Annotated in this window: 16 protein-coding genes; 7 read left to right on the top strand and 9 right to left on the bottom strand. The window is 70.3% G+C overall.

Annotated elements, in window-relative coordinates; translation table 11 throughout:
- Window positions 1-45 precede the first annotated feature (45 nt).
- The 4 genes from MKW14_RS33560 (at window position 46) to MKW14_RS33575 (ending at window position 2581) form a co-directional block, all read left to right on the top strand.
- Complete coding sequence (locus tag MKW14_RS33560; RefSeq protein WP_240869330.1) at window positions 46-357, top strand: PLD nuclease N-terminal domain-containing protein; 312 nt, start codon at window positions 46-48, stop codon at window positions 355-357.
- A gap of 115 nt (window positions 358-472) precedes the next feature.
- A complete protein-coding gene (locus tag MKW14_RS33565) occupies window positions 473-1879 on the top strand; it encodes a purine-cytosine permease family protein (RefSeq protein ID WP_240869334.1) in 1407 nt (468 codons plus the stop codon).
- 76 nt (window positions 1880-1955) lie between these two features.
- Window positions 1956-2174, top strand: coding sequence for a type II toxin-antitoxin system VapB family antitoxin (locus tag MKW14_RS33570; protein WP_240869336.1), 219 nt, complete (start codon window positions 1956-1958; stop codon window positions 2172-2174).
- Window positions 2171-2581 (top strand): PIN domain nuclease, encoded by a 411-nt coding sequence (locus MKW14_RS33575; protein WP_240869338.1) that lies wholly within the window; start codon window positions 2171-2173, stop codon window positions 2579-2581. Before MKW14_RS33570 ends, MKW14_RS33575 begins: the two co-directional genes overlap by 4 nt.
- Before the next feature lie 13 nt (window positions 2582-2594).
- Here MKW14_RS33575 and MKW14_RS33580 read toward each other — a convergent pair whose 3' ends face one another.
- Complete coding sequence (locus tag MKW14_RS33580) at window positions 2595-3854, bottom strand: PucR family transcriptional regulator (protein ID WP_240869341.1); 1260 nt, start codon at window positions 3852-3854, stop codon at window positions 2595-2597.
- Window positions 3855-3954: 100 nt separating this feature from the next.
- Here MKW14_RS33580 and MKW14_RS33585 point away from each other — a divergent pair, with 100 nt between their 5' ends.
- Both MKW14_RS33585 and MKW14_RS33590 read left to right on the top strand, forming a co-directional pair.
- Window positions 3955-4404, top strand: coding sequence for a nucleoside deaminase (locus tag MKW14_RS33585; RefSeq protein WP_240869344.1), 450 nt, complete (start codon window positions 3955-3957; stop codon window positions 4402-4404).
- The gene (locus MKW14_RS33590) at window positions 4397-5371 is read left to right on the top strand and encodes an isopenicillin N synthase family dioxygenase (protein WP_240869347.1); all 975 of its coding nucleotides are present in this window, start codon (window positions 4397-4399) and stop codon (window positions 5369-5371) included. Before MKW14_RS33585 ends, MKW14_RS33590 begins: the two co-directional genes overlap by 8 nt.
- Window positions 5372-5430: 59 nt before the next feature.
- Here the strand turns inward: MKW14_RS33590 and ccsB are convergent, their stop codons facing one another.
- The 7 genes from ccsB to hemL all read right to left on the bottom strand — a co-directional run bounded on the left by ccsB (window position 5431) and on the right by hemL (window position 13189).
- A complete protein-coding gene (gene ccsB / locus MKW14_RS33595) occupies window positions 5431-6534 on the bottom strand; it encodes a c-type cytochrome biogenesis protein CcsB (protein WP_240869349.1) in 1104 nt (367 codons plus the stop codon).
- Window positions 6531-8294: a cytochrome c biogenesis protein ResB gene (gene resB / locus MKW14_RS33600; protein ID WP_240869352.1), complete on the bottom strand. Its 1764-nt coding sequence runs from the start codon at window positions 8292-8294 to the stop codon at window positions 6531-6533. The genes ccsB and resB overlap by 4 nt, the downstream gene beginning before the upstream one ends.
- 3 nt (window positions 8295-8297) lie before the next feature.
- Window positions 8298-9068 carry a cytochrome c biogenesis CcdA family protein gene (locus MKW14_RS33605; RefSeq protein WP_240869354.1) on the bottom strand — a complete coding sequence of 257 codons (771 nt, stop codon included), beginning with the start codon at window positions 9066-9068 and terminating at the stop codon, window positions 8298-8300.
- 1 nt (window position 9069) lies between these two features.
- A complete protein-coding gene (locus MKW14_RS33610) occupies window positions 9070-9687 on the bottom strand; it encodes a TlpA family protein disulfide reductase (RefSeq protein ID WP_240869373.1) in 618 nt (205 codons plus the stop codon).
- Window positions 9688-9764: 77 nt separating this feature from the next.
- Window positions 9765-11048, bottom strand: coding sequence for a polysaccharide deacetylase family protein (locus tag MKW14_RS33615; protein WP_240869374.1), 1284 nt, complete (start codon window positions 11046-11048; stop codon window positions 9765-9767).
- Between the two features lie 141 nt (window positions 11049-11189).
- Window positions 11190-11873 carry a histidine phosphatase family protein gene (locus MKW14_RS33620; RefSeq protein WP_240869382.1) on the bottom strand — a complete coding sequence of 228 codons (684 nt, stop codon included), beginning with the start codon at window positions 11871-11873 and terminating at the stop codon, window positions 11190-11192.
- Window positions 11870-13189, bottom strand: coding sequence for a glutamate-1-semialdehyde 2,1-aminomutase (gene hemL / locus MKW14_RS33625; protein ID WP_240869383.1), 1320 nt, complete (start codon window positions 13187-13189; stop codon window positions 11870-11872). The genes MKW14_RS33620 and hemL overlap by 4 nt, the downstream gene beginning before the upstream one ends.
- Window positions 13190-13574: 385 nt before the next feature.
- Between hemL and MKW14_RS33630 the strand changes: the two genes are divergently transcribed.
- Window positions 13575-14213 carry a hypothetical protein gene (locus tag MKW14_RS33630; RefSeq protein ID WP_240869385.1) on the top strand — a complete coding sequence of 213 codons (639 nt, stop codon included), beginning with the start codon at window positions 13575-13577 and terminating at the stop codon, window positions 14211-14213.
- A gap of 33 nt (window positions 14214-14246) precedes the next feature.
- Here MKW14_RS33630 and MKW14_RS33635 read toward each other — a convergent pair whose 3' ends face one another.
- Window positions 14247-15098 (bottom strand): helix-turn-helix transcriptional regulator, encoded by an 852-nt coding sequence (locus MKW14_RS33635; protein WP_240869388.1) that lies wholly within the window; start codon window positions 15096-15098, stop codon window positions 14247-14249.
- Window positions 15099-15144: the final 46 nt, after the last annotated feature.

Consider the following 15144-nt stretch of genomic DNA (forward strand, 5'->3'; position numbering starts at 1 on the left):
CCCGTCACCGGGGCCGTCACACCACCGCTGGGAGAGCACGCGAGCATGCTGAGGTATCTGCCGTTCCTTCTGGTGCTGGCCCTGTGGATCTACGCCTTCGTGGACTGTCTGAACACTCCCGAGGAGGAGGTGCGCGGACTGCCCAAGGTGGCCTGGGTGATCGTCATCCTGCTGTTCGGCGAGGTGCTGGTCGGGCCGGTGGCCTGGCTGATCGCCGGAAGGAAGCGGTCGGCCGCCACCGGGGCCGCGGGGTCCGCCGCGCCGGCGCGCTGGATCGCGCCGGACGACAACCCCGACTTCCTGAAGTCCCTAGACGACACCAAGGGCGACAAGGACCCGGACAAGAACAAGGACTGAGCGGTCGGAGGGCGCCCTCGGCGCGCGGGCCGTACAAGGTGTACGTCGTCGCGGCCCCCGAAGCGGACAGTGCGTCCCTGGGCCCGGACCGGCCGGAACCGGACACTTGGCTCGTATGACGACTGCTCCGGCCGACTCCGCCGGCACCCTCGCCCCCGCCTACGGTGACAAGGTCATCGCCGTCGAGACGGCGGGATCCGAGCCCATCCCCGACGCCGAGCGGCACGGCAGCCCGCTCCAGCTGCTGTGGACATGGGCCTCACCGAACATCGAGTTCGCGACCGTCTACATCGGTGTGATCGCGGTCCTCTTCTTCGGGCTGAGCTTCTGGCAGGCCACGGCCGCCATCGTGCTCGGCACCGCGGTCGGCGCGATCACCCAGGGCGTCCTGTCGCTGGACGGGCCCCGGTTCGGGGTGCCGCAGATGGTGATCGGCCGCCTCTCCTTCGGCTACTTCGGCAACATCCTGCCCTCGGCGGCCAACGGCCTGGTCGCCGGTGTCGGCTGGTTCGCGGTGAACAGCGTGAGCGCGGCCTTCGCGCTCAACACGCTGACGGGTCTGCGCCCACTGCCGTCCCTGTTCCTCGTGGTCGTGGCCGAGATCCTCATCGGCTTCATCGGCCACAACTTCGTCCACACCTTCGAGCGCTACGCCTTCCCCGCGCTCGCGGTGATCTTCCTGCTGGCCGGCGTGTGGACCTTCAAGGACGCCCACCTCGGCGGGGGCGGCACCGGCGGCGGCATCGGCGGCTTCCTGCTGGCGTTCAGCGCGGCCTGGGGCTACGCGGCGGGCTGGAACCCGTACGCCACGGACTACTCGCGCTACCTGCCCCGTACGGCGAACAAGCTGAGGACGGTCCTGTACCCGGCCGTGGGCCTGTTCGTGTCCGTCGCCGTGGTCGCGGTCATCGGTGCGGCGTCGGCGACCATCCTGGCCCCCAAGGACGCCACCCCGACGGCGGCCTTCACCGGCCATCTCCCGGGCTGGCTGGGCGACCTGGTCCTCCTGGCGATCATCCTCGGCGGCATCTCGGCGAACGCCCTGAACGTGTACTCCGGGGCGATCTCCATCGCGTCCTTCGGCCTCAACCTCCCCACCTGGCTCAGCCGCGGAGTGCTGGTCGTGGTGTCGGGCGTCGCCGGTACGGCGGCGGCGTGGGCGTCGCTGGACGACGCGGGGGCGGCGTACGAGGCGTTCCTGCTGGTGATCGCGTACTGGGTGGCGCCATGGCTCGGGGTCGTCCTCACGGAGCGCCTGCTGCAGTCCCGCACGGCGACTGACGAGGCCCTGGCCGCCCGTCTGAGGGACCGCTCCTTCACCAACTGGCCCGGCCTGGCGGCCCTGTTGATCGGCGTCGCGGTCTCGGTCCCCCTCTTCTCCAACCAGGAGGACTACGTCGGCTACGTCCCCAAGCACTGGCCGTCCTTCGGCGACATCACCCCGATCGTGGGCTTCGTGGTGAGCGCGGTGCTGTACGCGGCGCTGCGGAGCCGGGGACGGGGTACGAGCGCGGCGGCCTGAGCGGACCGACGGGGCCGGGCCCACACGTTGATATACTGGCATTGCCATGTATATCAACGTGTGCTCGGGAGGCCGTGTGTCCAGGACCCTCGTCGACATCGACGACGACATGCTGGCGTTCGCCCAGCAGCAACTCGGCACCAAGACGAAGCGGGACACCATCAACCGCGCCCTGACCATAGCGGCCGCGATCAGCGCGGACGACCGGGCACGGGCACTGCGCTGGCTGCGGGAGAACTCGGAGGACTACCTCGACTTCGAGGCCCTCGAGGCGCTGGAGCGTTCAGGACAGTGACGTATCTGGCCGACACCTCGGCGGTCTGGCGCCTTCTGCGCGGGCACATCACATCCCCGTGGCCGGAACACGTCGCTCGAGGACTGGTGGCCCTCTGCCCGCCCGTCGAGGCCGAGTTGATGCGCGGAGTACGCGCGGACCGCGACCACGAGCCCTTCTTCACCATGCTCGGTCAGACCTTCGGCTGGGTACCCGCACCCGACGACGTCTGGCCGAGGATCATCGCCGTGCAGCGAGAGCTGCTGAAGATCGGCCATCACCGGGGCCCGTCACCCATCGACATCCTGATCGCTCTGACCGCGGAACACCACCGACTGACCGTCCTCCACGTCGACGACGACTTCGGCGCCATCGCCAAGGTGCGACCGGGCATTCCGATGATCCGCCTACAGCCGGACATCCGATGAGCCCCACCTTCCGTCAGGCCACCGTCCGCAGCCCACGTACCTGACTCGCCCCCATCCCCCGGACCACCCGGTGTGCGCAGGCCGCCTGCAGCAACTCCCCGAGCAGATCGGGGTCGTCGATCTCCAGGCCGAGCAACGACTCGATGCGCTCGAGGCGTTGGTAGAGGGACTGGCGGCCGATGTGGAGCAGGGCGGCCGTGCGGGTCGGGGAGCAGCCGTGGCGCAGGTGCACCTCCAACGTCCGTACCAGGTCGCTGGGGTGGGCCGCCTCCCAGGCCAGGAGGGGGCCCAGGGTGTGCTGCACGAGCCGGGCCAGACGGTCGCGGTTGGTGTCGACTCCACCGCGGGTCAGCTCCCGTTCCAGGGCGAGGGCGCGGGCGGAGGTCACCAACGGGCCGTCGGGGACGGCGGGTTCGGCGGCCGGCACGGTCAGCGCCAGTTCCAGCGTCGTACGGGCCGCGCGCAGGGTGTCGCTCCAGCGCAGCCAGCCGCCGCCCGCGTCCACGGCATGTCCGACGGCGACGGTGAGTCCGGGCTCGGCGGCGGCGCGGAAGGCGTCCTGGACGGCGCGGATCGGGTCGCCGGTTCCGGTGGCGGGCAGCGCGAGCAGGGCCAGTACGTCACCCGGGAAGGCCGCCCTGAGCACCGCGGGCCCGCTCAGCAGCCGTACGGCCCGGTCCACCGCGCCGGTCTCCCGGGTCCCGTGCACGGACACCCCGATCAGCCGTGCCCCCGGCCCCGGATGGAACCCGGCGAGGGCCGAACGCGCCTCCACCTCGGGCTGGTTGAGGGCCGCGCGGTCGGCGAGGTCGGCGAGCAGGGCGGCCGTGTGGTCGTCGCCCCAGGGGCGTACCACGGACCGCCCGGACAGCCCGCGCGCGACGATCGCCCGGTTCGCGGCCTCGGTGATCCGCACGAAGGGCACGACCCGGTGCAGGGCCAGCAGGGGCAGGCCGAGGCGGTCGGCCTCGTCGACGACCTCGGCGGGCATGTGGGGCAGGGAGCGGCCGATCTCCACGGCCAGCCCCGCCGCACCGCGCGCGGCCAGCTCACGGACGTACCGCCGCCGTACCTCCTCGTCCGCGTCGGTCAGTCCGAAGCCGTTGGTGAGCAGCAGTTCGCCGCCGTCGAGGAAGTTGGCGCCCTCGTAGACCTCGCTGGAGTGGACCCAGCGCACGGGGCGGTCGAGGGCGGTCCGTCCGGTCAGCAGACGGGGCTCGGAGGCGCGTACGGGATCGAGGTCCAGGACTTCGCGGAGCGTGAGGGCGGCCACGGGCACCTCCTGGGCGTGGACAGTTCGTCCGGCGGCGGGTTGCCCGGAGAGTACTTTCCGCACGTTGCCCTCGTGTTTCGGCCACAGGAGAGTGGGACGTATGGATCAGGCACAGGCACACACCTGGCTCGCCACCGCCGTAGCGGAGGCCCGCGCCGGGCTCGCGGAGGGCGGCATCCCGATCGGGGCCGCGCTCTACGGCGCCGACGGCACGCTGCTCGGCCGGGGCCACAACCGGCGCGTCCAGGACGACGACCCCTCCATGCACGCGGAGACGGCCGCGTTCCGGAACGCGGGACGGCAGCGGTCGTATCGCGGTACGACCATGGTCACCACCCTCTCGCCCTGCTGGTACTGCTCCGGGCTGGTCCGGCAGTTCGGCATCTCCCGGGTGGTCGTCGGCGAGGCGGTGACCTTCCACGGCGGGCACGACTGGCTGGCCGAGCACGGCGTGGAGATCATGCTGCTCGACGACCCCGAGTGCATCGGCATGATGCGCGACTTCATCAAGGCGAATCCGGCTCTGTGGAACGAGGACATCGGTGAGTGACACTCCTGCCCCGCGCATCCCGACCATCGATCTGCGGCCCTGGCTGGAGGGCGACGCGGACGCCCGCGCGGCCATCGCCCGTACCGTCGACGAGGCCCTGCAGAGCGCCGGGTTCCTGCTGGTGACGGGGCACGGGGTCGACCCGGCCCTGCGCGCGGGGATCCGGGAGGCGGCGCGGGCCTTCTTCACCCTGCCCGTGGACGTCAAGCAGCCGTACGAGGCGAAGGTCGGCGGCCGCGGCTGGCTCGGACCGGGCGCGGAGGCGAACGGCTACTCGGAGGGCACCGAGACCCCGCCGGACCTGAAGGAGTCGCTGACCTTCGCGACGCACGAGCCCTTCGAGGACCCGGTGATCAACGCGGAGTGGTACGCGCCCAACGTGTGGCCCGCGGAGGTGCCCCGGCTGCGGACGCTGTGCGCCGAGTACCTGGAGCGGATGGCGGAGCTGGAGAAGCGGCTGCTGTCGCTGCTCGGCGAGGCGCTCGGCCTGGAAGCCGGCTTCTTCTCCCGGCACATGGACCATCCGACCTACGGCTTCAACATCAACTGGTACCCGGGGACGGACGTCATCGGCCGGCCGCAGCCCGGCCAGTTCCGCATCGGCCCGCACACCGACTTCGGGACGGTGACGATCCTGGACCGGCAGGCGGGCAAGGGCGGACTGCAGGTCTACACCGACGAGGGCGGCTGGGAGGACGCGCCCTACGATCCCGCCGCCTTCACCATCAACATCGGTGACCTGATGGCGCGTTGGACCGGGGACCGCTGGCGCTCGGGGCGGCACCGGGTGCTGCCGCCGCCCGCGGACGCGCCGTCGGAGGAGCTGATGTCCCTGGTCTACTTCGGCGAGTGCACCCCGGGCACGGTCGTGGAGTCCGTGCCGGCGCCGGTGGGCCGGGTGGCGTACCCACCGGTCGACTCGCATGTGTACCTGCGGGAGAAGCTGGACTCGATCACGGTCGGCTGACCGGCTTCTCCCGCCGCCACGGCTGCCGCACGCCCGCGGCAGCCACACGCCCGCCGCCGCTACACGCCCGCGTAGGAGTGCTTGCCCGAGACGAAGATGTTGACGCCGTAGTAGTTGAAGAGCCAGCAGCCGAAGGCGATCAGGGCCAGGTAGGCGGCCTTGCGGCCCTTCCAGCCGGCGGTGGCGCGGGCGTGCAGGTAGCAGGCGTAGGCGACCCAGGTGATGAACGCCCAGGTCTCCTTGGGGTCCCAGCCCCAGTAGCGGCCCCAGGCCGATTCGGCCCAGATCGCGCCCGCGATGATCGTGAACGTCCACAGCGGGAAGACGGCCGCGTTGACGCGGTAGGAGAACTTGTCCAGCGAGGCGGAGGCGGGCAGCCGCTCCAGGACCGAGGTGGCGAAGCGGCCGGGCGTGCCGCCGTTCTCCAGCTTGGTCTCGTAGGAGTCCTTGAAGAGGTACAGCAGCGTGCCGACCGCGCCCACGTAGAAGACCGCGCCGCACAGGATGGCGGTGGAGACGTGGATGTACAGCCAGTACGAGTGAAGGGCGGGAACCAACTGGTCGCTGGCGGTGTACAAGACAGTGACGGCGATGCCGAGATCGAGGAGGACCGTCGTGATCAGGAACAGGCCGAGCCAGCGGACGTTCTTCTTCAGCGCGAGCAGCGTGAGGTACACGGTGACGGCCACCGCGGAGAACGTGATGTTGAACTCGTACATGTTGCCCCACGGCGCCCGCTCCACCGAGGCCGCGCGGGCGATCACGCCGGCGAGGTGGATGAGGTACGCGAGCACGGTGAGCGAGATGGCGATACGCCCGTAGAGGTCGCCCTGCTCGTCCCCGCCGTGCGCCCCGGGCCCGTCCGGCACGTCACGGGCACCGGCCGCGGACCGTACGACGACCTTGGGCCGCTCCAGTACGGCGGTGCCGCCTGCCTTCTGCACGGTGACGGCCGGGGCCTTGCCCTTGGCGCCCTCGCCCTTGCCGGTCAGCGCGGCGGCCGTACGGCCGATCTTGCTGCGGCTGCCGAAGATCCATTCGGCGATGTAGGTGAAGAAGGCCAGGGTGTAGACGGCCATCGCGGAGTAGATCAGCGTGTTGCTGATGTTCGCGAGGTGTTCGTTGGTCGCGGTGGCCAACTCGGTTCCGGCGGAGAGAGTCACTTCTCAGCCCCTTCGGCAGATACGACTTGGGGGTCGGGGGTGGTGGAGTCGTCGTGGTCTGGGGAGCCGGCGTCGGGTTCGGCGTCGGAGTGGTCGTGGGAGTCCTCTTCGGGCTCGGGTGCCCCGGGCGCCTGGTCGTAGAGGATTCCGGCGAGGTCGCCGAGTTCCTCCGGGACCTTCGCGGACTCGCTGCGGCCGAGGCCGGCCATCTCGACGACCGTGACGCCGTCGGGGCCGGTCACCGCGCGCACCCAGACGCGGCGGCGCTGGATGAACAGGGAGGCGGCGAGGCCGAAGATCGCGACGAGGGCGCCGGCGAGCGCCCAGTCCGTGCCGGGCTGCTGGACGATCTGGAAGTTCGCCCACTCCTTGGTGGTGTCGTAGGTGATCGACCCGGCGCCGTTGGGCAGCCGCATGGTCTCGCCGGGCTTCAGGTTGGCCCTGAGCTGCTGGCCCTTGGAGTCCTTGAACTCCTTCACATGCGACTTGTCGAGCTGGTACACGCTCTGCGGGATGCCGGAGTCGACCCCGAGGTCACCGTGGTACGGCGTCAGGTTGAGCACCGGGTCGAGCAGGGCGGGGAAGGTGGAGGCGGTCTCGCTGCCCTTGGTGTAGGTGGGCAGGAAGAACGCCGAGATGCCCAGCTGCTCCCTGACGCCCTGGGCGTTCCTGTAGCCGTCGAGGACCTTGACCACGCCGGTGGAGGTGACGTTGGAGTCGAGCGGGAGGAGGGGGACGGCGTCGCGGTAGACGACGTTGCCCTTGCCGTCGCGGACGGTGATGAGGGGGGCGTAGCCGTGGGCGGTGAGGTAGACCTTGGCGTCGCCGATGGACAGCGGTTCGTTGACCTTGACGACCCTCTTCTTCTCCTTGCCGTAGGCGCCCTGGCTGTAGGTGATGGCGGCCTGGTAGGTGCGCGGGGTGCCGCGGTTGGGGCCGTTCATCTCGTACGTGCCGGTGAACTTGTCCAGGGTGAAGCTGAACGGCACCAGGTCGTCGGTGGTGAAGAGGTTGCCGGACTTGAAGTCGTCGTACTGGGTGGTGGTGTTGGAGAAGCCGTCGCCCTCGACGATCAGCTTGTTGCCCTCGGACTTGTAGAGCTGGCCCCAGGCGAAGGAGATCAGCAGGACGATCAGGGCGATGTGGAAGGCGAGGTTGCCGACCTCGCGCAGGTAGCCCTTCTCGGCGGCGACGGCGTCACCGGCGAGGTGGGCGCGGAAGCGGCGCTTCTTGAGGAGGGCGAGCGCGGCCTCGCGGACCTGCTCGGGTTCGGCCTCGGTGCGCCAGGTCGTGTACGCGGGCAGCCGGGTCAGCCGCCGGGGGGCGCCCGGGGGGCGGCCGCGGAGCTGGCCGACGAACTGCCAGGTGCGCGGGATGATGCAGCCGATGAGGGAGACGAACAGCAGGATGTAGATCGCGGAGAACCACACCGAGCTGTAGACGTGGAAGAGGCCGAGCCTGTCGTAGATGGGCGCGAGGAAGGTGTGCGCCTTGCGGAAGTCGGCGACCTTGGTGGCGTCGATGCCGGACTGCGGGATCAGCGAGCCGGGGATGGCGCCGAGGGAGACGAGCAGGAGCAGCAGCAGCGCGACCCGCATGGAGGTCAGCTGCCGCCAGAACCAGCGGGCCCAGCCGATCACGCCCAGGGAGGGCAGGTTCGGCAGGTCCTCCTTGGGCGCGGTGGACAGCTGGGAGCCGGCGGCGCCGAGGTCCGGGTCCTCGGCCCGCTCGGGGGTCGTACCGGTTGTGGTCTTGCTCATCGATCAGATCCCCACGGTGAAGCCGGCGGACCAGGACTGCATGTCCTGCACGATGCGGTCCCAGGCGCCGGTGACGAGGAGCAGACCGGTCACGATCATCATCGTGCCGCCGATCCGCATCACCCAGACATAGTGGCGCTTGACCCAGCCGAAGGCGCCGAGCGCCTTGCGGAAGGCGACCGCGGCGAGCACGAAGGGCACGCCGAGGCCGAGGCAGTAGGCGACGGTCAGTATCGCGCCCCGTCCGGCGCTGGACTGCTGGGAGGACAGGGCCAGTACGGAGGCGAGCGTGGGTCCGATGCAGGGCGTCCAGCCGATGCCGAACAGGGCGCCCAGCACGGGGGCGCCGGCGAGACCGGCCACGGGCCGCTTGTGGAAGCGGAACTCACGCTGGGTCATCCAGGGCATCAGGCCCATGAAGAAGACACCCATGAGGATCATGAGCACGCCCAGCACCTTGGACAGGATCCCCTTGTTGTCCTGCAGGGTGTCGCCGAAGAAGCCGAACAGGGCGCCGCTGGAGACGAACACGGCGGTGAAGCCGAGCACGAACAGGGAGGCGCCGGCGACCATGCGTCCGCGCCGGGCCTCGGCGAGGTCGGTGCCGGTGACGCCGGTGACGTAGGAGAGGTAGCCGGGGACGAGCGGGAGGACGCACGGGGAGAAGAAGGAGACGAGTCCGCCGAGCAGCGCGATGGGCAGGGCGGCCAGCAGGGCGCCGTTGAGCACCGTGCCGTTGTAGCCCGTCGCGGCGAGCGTGGTGACCGATGTCACGTCACTTCTCCGCAAGGACCGGGTCGATCATGCCGCGCAGCTTGTCCTCGCTGAGCGCGGCCAGCGAGCGGGCGGCGATCCTGCCCTCGCGGTCCAGGACGAGCGTGGAGGGCACCGCCTGCGGGTTGAGGGTGCCCTTCTTGAAGCGGAGCATCAGCTTGCCGGTGGGGTCGTAGAGGCTGGGGAAGGTGACGCCCATCTGCTTCTCGAAGGCGACCGCGTTCTGGACGCTGGTGTCGCGGGTGTTGATGCCGACGAACTGGACGCCCTTGGCCTTGAGGCTCTCGTAGACCTTCTCCAGGCCCGGCGCCTCGGCGCGGCAGGGGGCGCACCAGGAGCCCCACACGTTGAGGACGACGACCTTGCCCTTGTAGGAGGCGACGTCGAGCTGCTGCCCGTTGACCGTCTTGCCGGACAGGTCGGGCGCGGCGGCGCGCTCCCCCTTCTTGGCGGTGGAGATGCCGTCCTTGCCCATGACGAAGTTGGTGTCACCGCCTCCGCCGGAGGTGCCCCCGGAGCTGCACGCGGACAGGGTCAGCGCCGAGGCCGCGGCGACTGCGGTGAGCAGAACGGCACGGCTGCGCCTCGAGCGCAGGGGAACACGGCTGGCGGCACTCATGTGAAAAGTTTCGCATGTCCGTTCCGGGGATCTTGCCCGCCCCCCTCGCGGGCCCGGAAGGGCCAAGAAGGCCCAGTTCAGGCGGCCTGTCCGGTGGGTGAGGACGAGGAGGAGGGGGCCGGCCGCAGGAAGGTCTTCCAGCCGCCCGCCGGGGCCCGCCCGACCTCGAGCGTACGGAGCTTGGCGAGCACCTCCGGCTTCTGCACGTCCATCCAGTCGACGAACTGCCGGAAGGAGACCAGCCGTACGTCCGCGCCCTTCTCCTTCTCCCGGGCGATGTGCTTGAACGCCTCCTCGACGGCGTCCATGTAGATGCCGCCGTTCCAGTGCTCGAAGTGGTTGCCGATGAAGAAGGGCGCCCGGTTTGTCTCGTATGCCCGCTGGAAGCCGGATATGTACGCCTGCGCGGACTGGGTACGCCAGCCCGGGTAGTTGTAGGCGGGCGCCTTGGTCGAGTTCACCGACTGGTTGGCGAGCATGTTGTAGTCCATCGACAGGACCTCGAAGGACCGGCCGGGGAACGGGATCTGCTGCAGCGGCAGGTCCCACACGCCCAGCTTCTTGTCCGGCCACACCTGCCGGCCGCCGGGCGAGGAGGCGTCGTAGCGCCAGCCGAGCGACCTGGCGGTGGGCAGCAGGTTGTTCTGGCCGAGCAGACAGGGCGTACGGCCGCCGACCAGCTCCTTGTCGTAGTCGAAGGGGAGCGAGGGCAGGTCACTCCAGCCGGTGTTGGTGCGCCACTGCTTCACGAACGCCTTGGCCTGCTGGATCTCGCTGCGCCACTGCGCGGGCGTCCAGTTGCCGACGGTGCCGTGGCCGGAGCAGAAGTGGCCGTTGAAGTGGGTGCCGATCTCGTGGCCCTCGAGCCAGGCGCGGCGGACGTTGGTGAGCGTCGCCCTGACGTGCTCGTCGGTGAGGTAGCCGATGTCGGAGGCGCCGCGCGGGTTGTTCGGCGGGTCGTAGAGCCGCTTCTTCGACTCGGGCAGCAGGTAGAGCCCGGACAGGAAGAAGGTCATGGACGCGCCGTGCTGCTGGGCGAGGTCGAGGAAGCGCGGGAAGAGGCCGTTGCCCACCTCACCGGCGCCGTCCCAGGAGAAGATGACGAACTGGGGCGGGGTCTGGCCGGGCTCCAGGGGCTCGGGCTTGGCCGGCTGGTGGGGCTGCTTACCGCTGAAGGAGGTCGAGCCGTCGCCGATGGGCCTGGCGGGATGGGCCGTACTCCCGGACTTCTCGCCGCCCTTGGAACCCGAGGCGGGGTGCGGTCCGTCTGACGGTTTGAGGGTGCCGCAGCCGGCGAGTCCGGCGGCCGCCGCGGCTCCCGCGCCCAGCCCGAGCATTCCCCTGCGAGAGAGTGCGCGCATTCCAACCCCGATTCGTCATGTGCTCTGGTGGTCACCCCTTCAGAGGACATGACGAACGGAGAGGTTCCTCGCGATCACACTAATCCCGCAATAAATGTCACGAACGTGTCATAAGACACAAGATGAACGGCCTGTGCGGGCTCAGGCGCCGAAAGCCTTGCTCTTGCCCTTCGCCGGCTTGGCGCCCGCGAGGAGATGAGCGGGCACCAGATCGCGGGCCGGCTCGGTGTAGCCGACGGACACGATCTTGTCGCCCCGGTAGGTGAAGCTCGTCAGCGAGGCCAGGGTGCACTGCCGCTTGCGCGGGTCGTGCCACAGCCGCCGCTTCTCGACGTAGGAGCGCACGGTCCAGATGGGCAGCTGATGACTGACCAGCACCGCCTCGTGCCCCCGCGCCTGCTCCTTGGCGGAGTCCAGCGCCTGCATCATCCGTACGACGATGTCGACGTACGGCTCGCCCCAGGACGGCTTGAACGGGTTGACGAGGTACTTCCAGTTCGCCGGCTGCCGGAGCGCGCCGTCGCCGACGCCGAAGGTCTTTCCCTGGAAGATGTTGTCGGCCTCGATGAGCCGCTCGTCGGAGGCGAGGGGCAGCCCGTGCGCCTTGGCGATCGGCGTGGCCGTCTCCTGCGCCCGCTCCAGCGGCGAGGCGCAGACGTACGTCACGTCCCGGGAGGCGAGGTGCTCGGCGACCCGGTCGGCCATCCGCCGCCCGAGCTCCGAGAGGTGGTACCCGGCGAGACGGCCGTAGAGGACCCCGTCCGGGTTGTCGACCTCCCCGTGCCGCATGACGTGTACGACCGTGATGTCCTGCTGCTCGCTCATGCTGCTGTGGCCTCCGCCGCCGCTCGGGCCGCCGCCGGGAGGGCGTCGGCGATGCGCTGCACGGCCTGTTCGTCGTGGGCCGTGGACACGAACCAGGACTCGAAGGACGAGGGCGGGAGGTAGACGCCCTCCGCCAGCATCGAGTGGAAGAAGGCGGTGAAGCGGAAGGACTCCTGCGCCTTCGCGTCCTCGTAGTCACGCACCGAGCGGTCCGTGAAGAAGACGGAGAACATGTTGGAGGCGCTCTGCAGCCGGTGCGCGACGCCCTCCTTGGTGAGCGCCTCGGTGACCAGCGCCTGGATCCGCTGCGACACGGCGTTGACCTTGTCGTAGGCGGCGTCGTCGAGCAGGCGCAGCTGGGCGAGGCCGGCCGCGGTGGCGACCGGGTTCCCGGAGAGGGTGCCGGCCTGGTAGACGGGCCCGGCGGGGGCGAGGTGCTCCATGACGTCCTGCCGGCCGCCGAAGGCCGCGGCCGGGAAGCCGCCGCCCATGACCTTGCCGAAGGTCATGAGATCCGGCCGCACCCCGTCGATGCCGTACCACCCGGCGCGACTCGTCCGGAAGCCGGTCATGACCTCGTCGGAGATGAACAGCGCGCCGTTCTCGGCGCAGGCGTCCTTCAGCCCCTGGTTGAACCCGGGCCGCGGCGGCACGACGCCCATGTTGCCGGGCGAGGCCTCGGTGATCACGCAGGCGATCTCGCCCGGGTGCCGGTGGAAGGCCTCGTTCACGGCCTCGAGGTCGTTGTACGGCAGCACGATCGTGTCGCCGGCCTGGGCACCGGTGACCCCGGGGGTGTCGGGCAGGGCGAACGTGGCCACCCCGCTGCCGGCGGCGGCGAGCAGCGAGTCGACGTGACCGTGGTAACACCCGGCGAACTTGATCACCTTGGAGCGGCGGGTGAAGCCGCGGGCGAGCCGGATGGCGCTCATGGTCGCCTCGGTGCCGCTGCTGACCAGCCGTACCTGCTCGACGGGCGCCACCCGGGCGACGATCTCCTCGGCGAGCGCGACCTCGCCCTCACCGGGCGTGCCGAAGGAGGTACCGCGCGAGACGGCGTCCTGAACGGCGGCGATGACCTCGGGGTGGGAGTGGCCGAGGATCATGGGCCCCCAGGAGCACACGAGGTCCACGTAGTCCCGGCCGTCCGCGTCCGTCAGATACGCGCCCCGGCCCGACACCATGAACCGGGGCGTACCGCCCACCGCCCGGAAGGCGCGCACCGGGGAGTTCACGCCGCCGGGCGTGACGGCGGCCGCGCGGTCGAACAGCGCCTGCGACACGGGGGCTTCGTATGGATATGGCAGTTCGCTCATGACCTGCGGCTTCTCCGACCTCTCGGGCTGGGCGGGCTCCGGTTGCCCGGTGACCTCCCCAGGGTAGGTCAGCCGGGCGCGGCGGCAGCGGGGCACCGCCACCGCCCCTCTGCTGACCCGAGAAACAGTCGTGGCCCGAAGTGATCTGCGAAACTGGGACCCGATACACACACCTCGAACGGCCCTGTCGTACGTATAGGAGTGCGTACGGATGTACGGCTGACGTACGACCGGGTGTACGGAGGCTTGTTCAGGGGCTGCGAAGATCCTGCGGACAGGTGTTTCAACGCACGTTTCGGCGGGCGGCCGTGGGGGAGGTCACTGACACGATGATCGGGTTGCGCGGCGGGGGCCACGCGTCCTAGAAAAGCAGTCGGGTGGAGATATGCATCGCGGTGGCGGACTGGGCGAGGGGACTGACGACCTGGGTCCTCGACGGGCCCAGCGGGGAAGGCACCGACGCGAGGCGGAGGAAGCTACCGAGACACGTCAGGGACAGGGTGTACCGAGTGAGCCCGAACCGTTCGACCGGCGGACCGACCGCCGGCTCGACCGGCTGCGGGCGGGGAGCAGGAATGGTGGTCGGGTGGGGGTGACGTACAAGTACTTCGGCGCGCCGGACGGCGCGACCGCGGCCCGCGTCCCGATCTCGATGCGCCCCGAGGAACTCGGCGGCGACGAGCTCGGCATGAACGGCATGTTCACGAAGATCAAGCCGGAAACGATGGCGGCGATGGTCCTCACGGGCATAGAAGGCGTACCCCTGCACAAGGTCCCGCCCCTGGAACTCGTCGTCCTGCACCCCGACTACGCCGTGGTCAAGCTCCCCATGACGGTCGTCGACCCCCTGCGCGGCATCGGCGAGGAGGCGGTCGGCGCGGCGGCCTTCATCTGGTCGACGGTCCCGGACCGGGGCGGCCCCCGGGACGCGTTCAACGTGTACCAACTGCTCCACGAGTGGCAGGACTTCAGCCATCGCCTGCATGAGGCGGGGCATCAGCCGTACTGCCTGGTGTGGCCCTGAGCCGCGGTTCTCGCTGTTGTCGGGGAGGGGACGTCAGGCCGAGTAGTGGCCGGCCTCGGCGCCCAGGACGTTCAGCAGGTCCAGGGCCTCGGCGCTGCGGGATCCCGGTGGCGCCGTGTAGAGCACCAGGTACTGGTCGCGGTCGGTGAGGCTGAGCGTGTCGCAGTCGACGGTGACCTCGCCGACCGTCGGATGGCGGAAGGTCTTGGTGAGCATCGGCGCGGCCTGTACGTCGTGCCGTTCCCACAGCCGGGCGAAGTGGGGGCTGCCGGTGCGCAGTTCGTCGACCAGTCCGGTCACGTCCTGATCCGCCGGGTAGCGCGCGACGGTGGTGCGGAGCTGTGTGACCACGTGGTACCGGAACTCGGCGGCGTCGGAGATCCCGTACGGCGTGGCACCGTCCCGTGCCGGCCCGAGGAACGCACGGCGCGCGAGATTGCGGTCCCTCGGGGCCAGCGGTGCGAAGTCCTCCATGAGCGCGGCCGCGAGGTCGTTCCACGCGAGCACCTCGAAGACGGCGGATATCACGAAGCCGGCCGTCCGCGGGAGCCGTTCGAGGAGCGCGAGGATGCTCGGGCGGACGTCGCGCCGGTGCAGCCCGGCACGGGCCGGCGCCGTCCCCGCGAGGACGTGGAGGTGGCCGGACTCGGCGTCGGTGAGCCGTAGCGCGCCCGCGATCCCGGCAAGGACCTCGGCCGACGGTCGCGGCGCCCTGCCCTGCTCGAGCCGGACGTAGTACTCGGTGGAGATGTGCGCGAGGACCGCGACCTCCTCGCGGCGCAGACCGGGGGTGCGGCGCCGGGGTCCGGTGGGCAGGCCGACGTCCTGTGGGCACAGCCGCTCGCGACGGCTGCGGAGGAACGCCCCGAGTTCCTGTTTGTCCATACGCCCAGTGTGCGCGCGGCACGGCGGCGGATCCTGGTACAGCCTG

It is taken from the genome of Streptomyces gilvus (assembly GCF_022513565.1).
Taxonomy (GTDB): Bacteria; Actinomycetota; Actinomycetes; order Streptomycetales; family Streptomycetaceae; genus Streptomyces; species Streptomyces gilvus.

What these genes read in the sequence shown, in the direction of transcription:
- MKW14_RS33610 (WP_240869373.1), bottom strand. Translation starts at nt 9,687, where the DNA reads ATGAGTGCCGCCAGCCGTGTTCCCCTGCGCTCGAGGCGCAGCCGTGCC.
- MKW14_RS33620 (WP_240869382.1), bottom strand. Translation starts at nt 11,873, where the DNA reads ATGAGCGAGCAGCAGGACATCACGGTCGTACACGTCATGCGGCACGGG.
- MKW14_RS33635 (WP_240869388.1), bottom strand. Translation starts at nt 15,098, where the DNA reads ATGGACAAACAGGAACTCGGGGCGTTCCTCCGCAGCCGTCGCGAGCGG.
- MKW14_RS33560 (WP_240869330.1), top strand. Translation starts at nt 46, where the DNA reads ATGCTGAGGTATCTGCCGTTCCTTCTGGTGCTGGCCCTGTGGATCTAC.
- MKW14_RS33585 (WP_240869344.1), top strand. Translation starts at nt 3,955, where the DNA reads ATGGATCAGGCACAGGCACACACCTGGCTCGCCACCGCCGTAGCGGAG.
- hemL (WP_240869383.1), bottom strand. Translation starts at nt 13,189, where the DNA reads ATGAGCGAACTGCCATATCCATACGAAGCCCCCGTGTCGCAGGCGCTG.
- resB (WP_240869352.1), bottom strand. Translation starts at nt 8,294, where the DNA reads ATGAGCAAGACCACAACCGGTACGACCCCCGAGCGGGCCGAGGACCCG.
- MKW14_RS33565 (WP_240869334.1), top strand. Translation starts at nt 473, where the DNA reads ATGACGACTGCTCCGGCCGACTCCGCCGGCACCCTCGCCCCCGCCTAC.
- MKW14_RS33615 (WP_240869374.1), bottom strand. Translation starts at nt 11,048, where the DNA reads ATGCGCGCACTCTCTCGCAGGGGAATGCTCGGGCTGGGCGCGGGAGCC.
- MKW14_RS33630 (WP_240869385.1), top strand. Translation starts at nt 13,575, where the DNA reads ATGCATCGCGGTGGCGGACTGGGCGAGGGGACTGACGACCTGGGTCCT.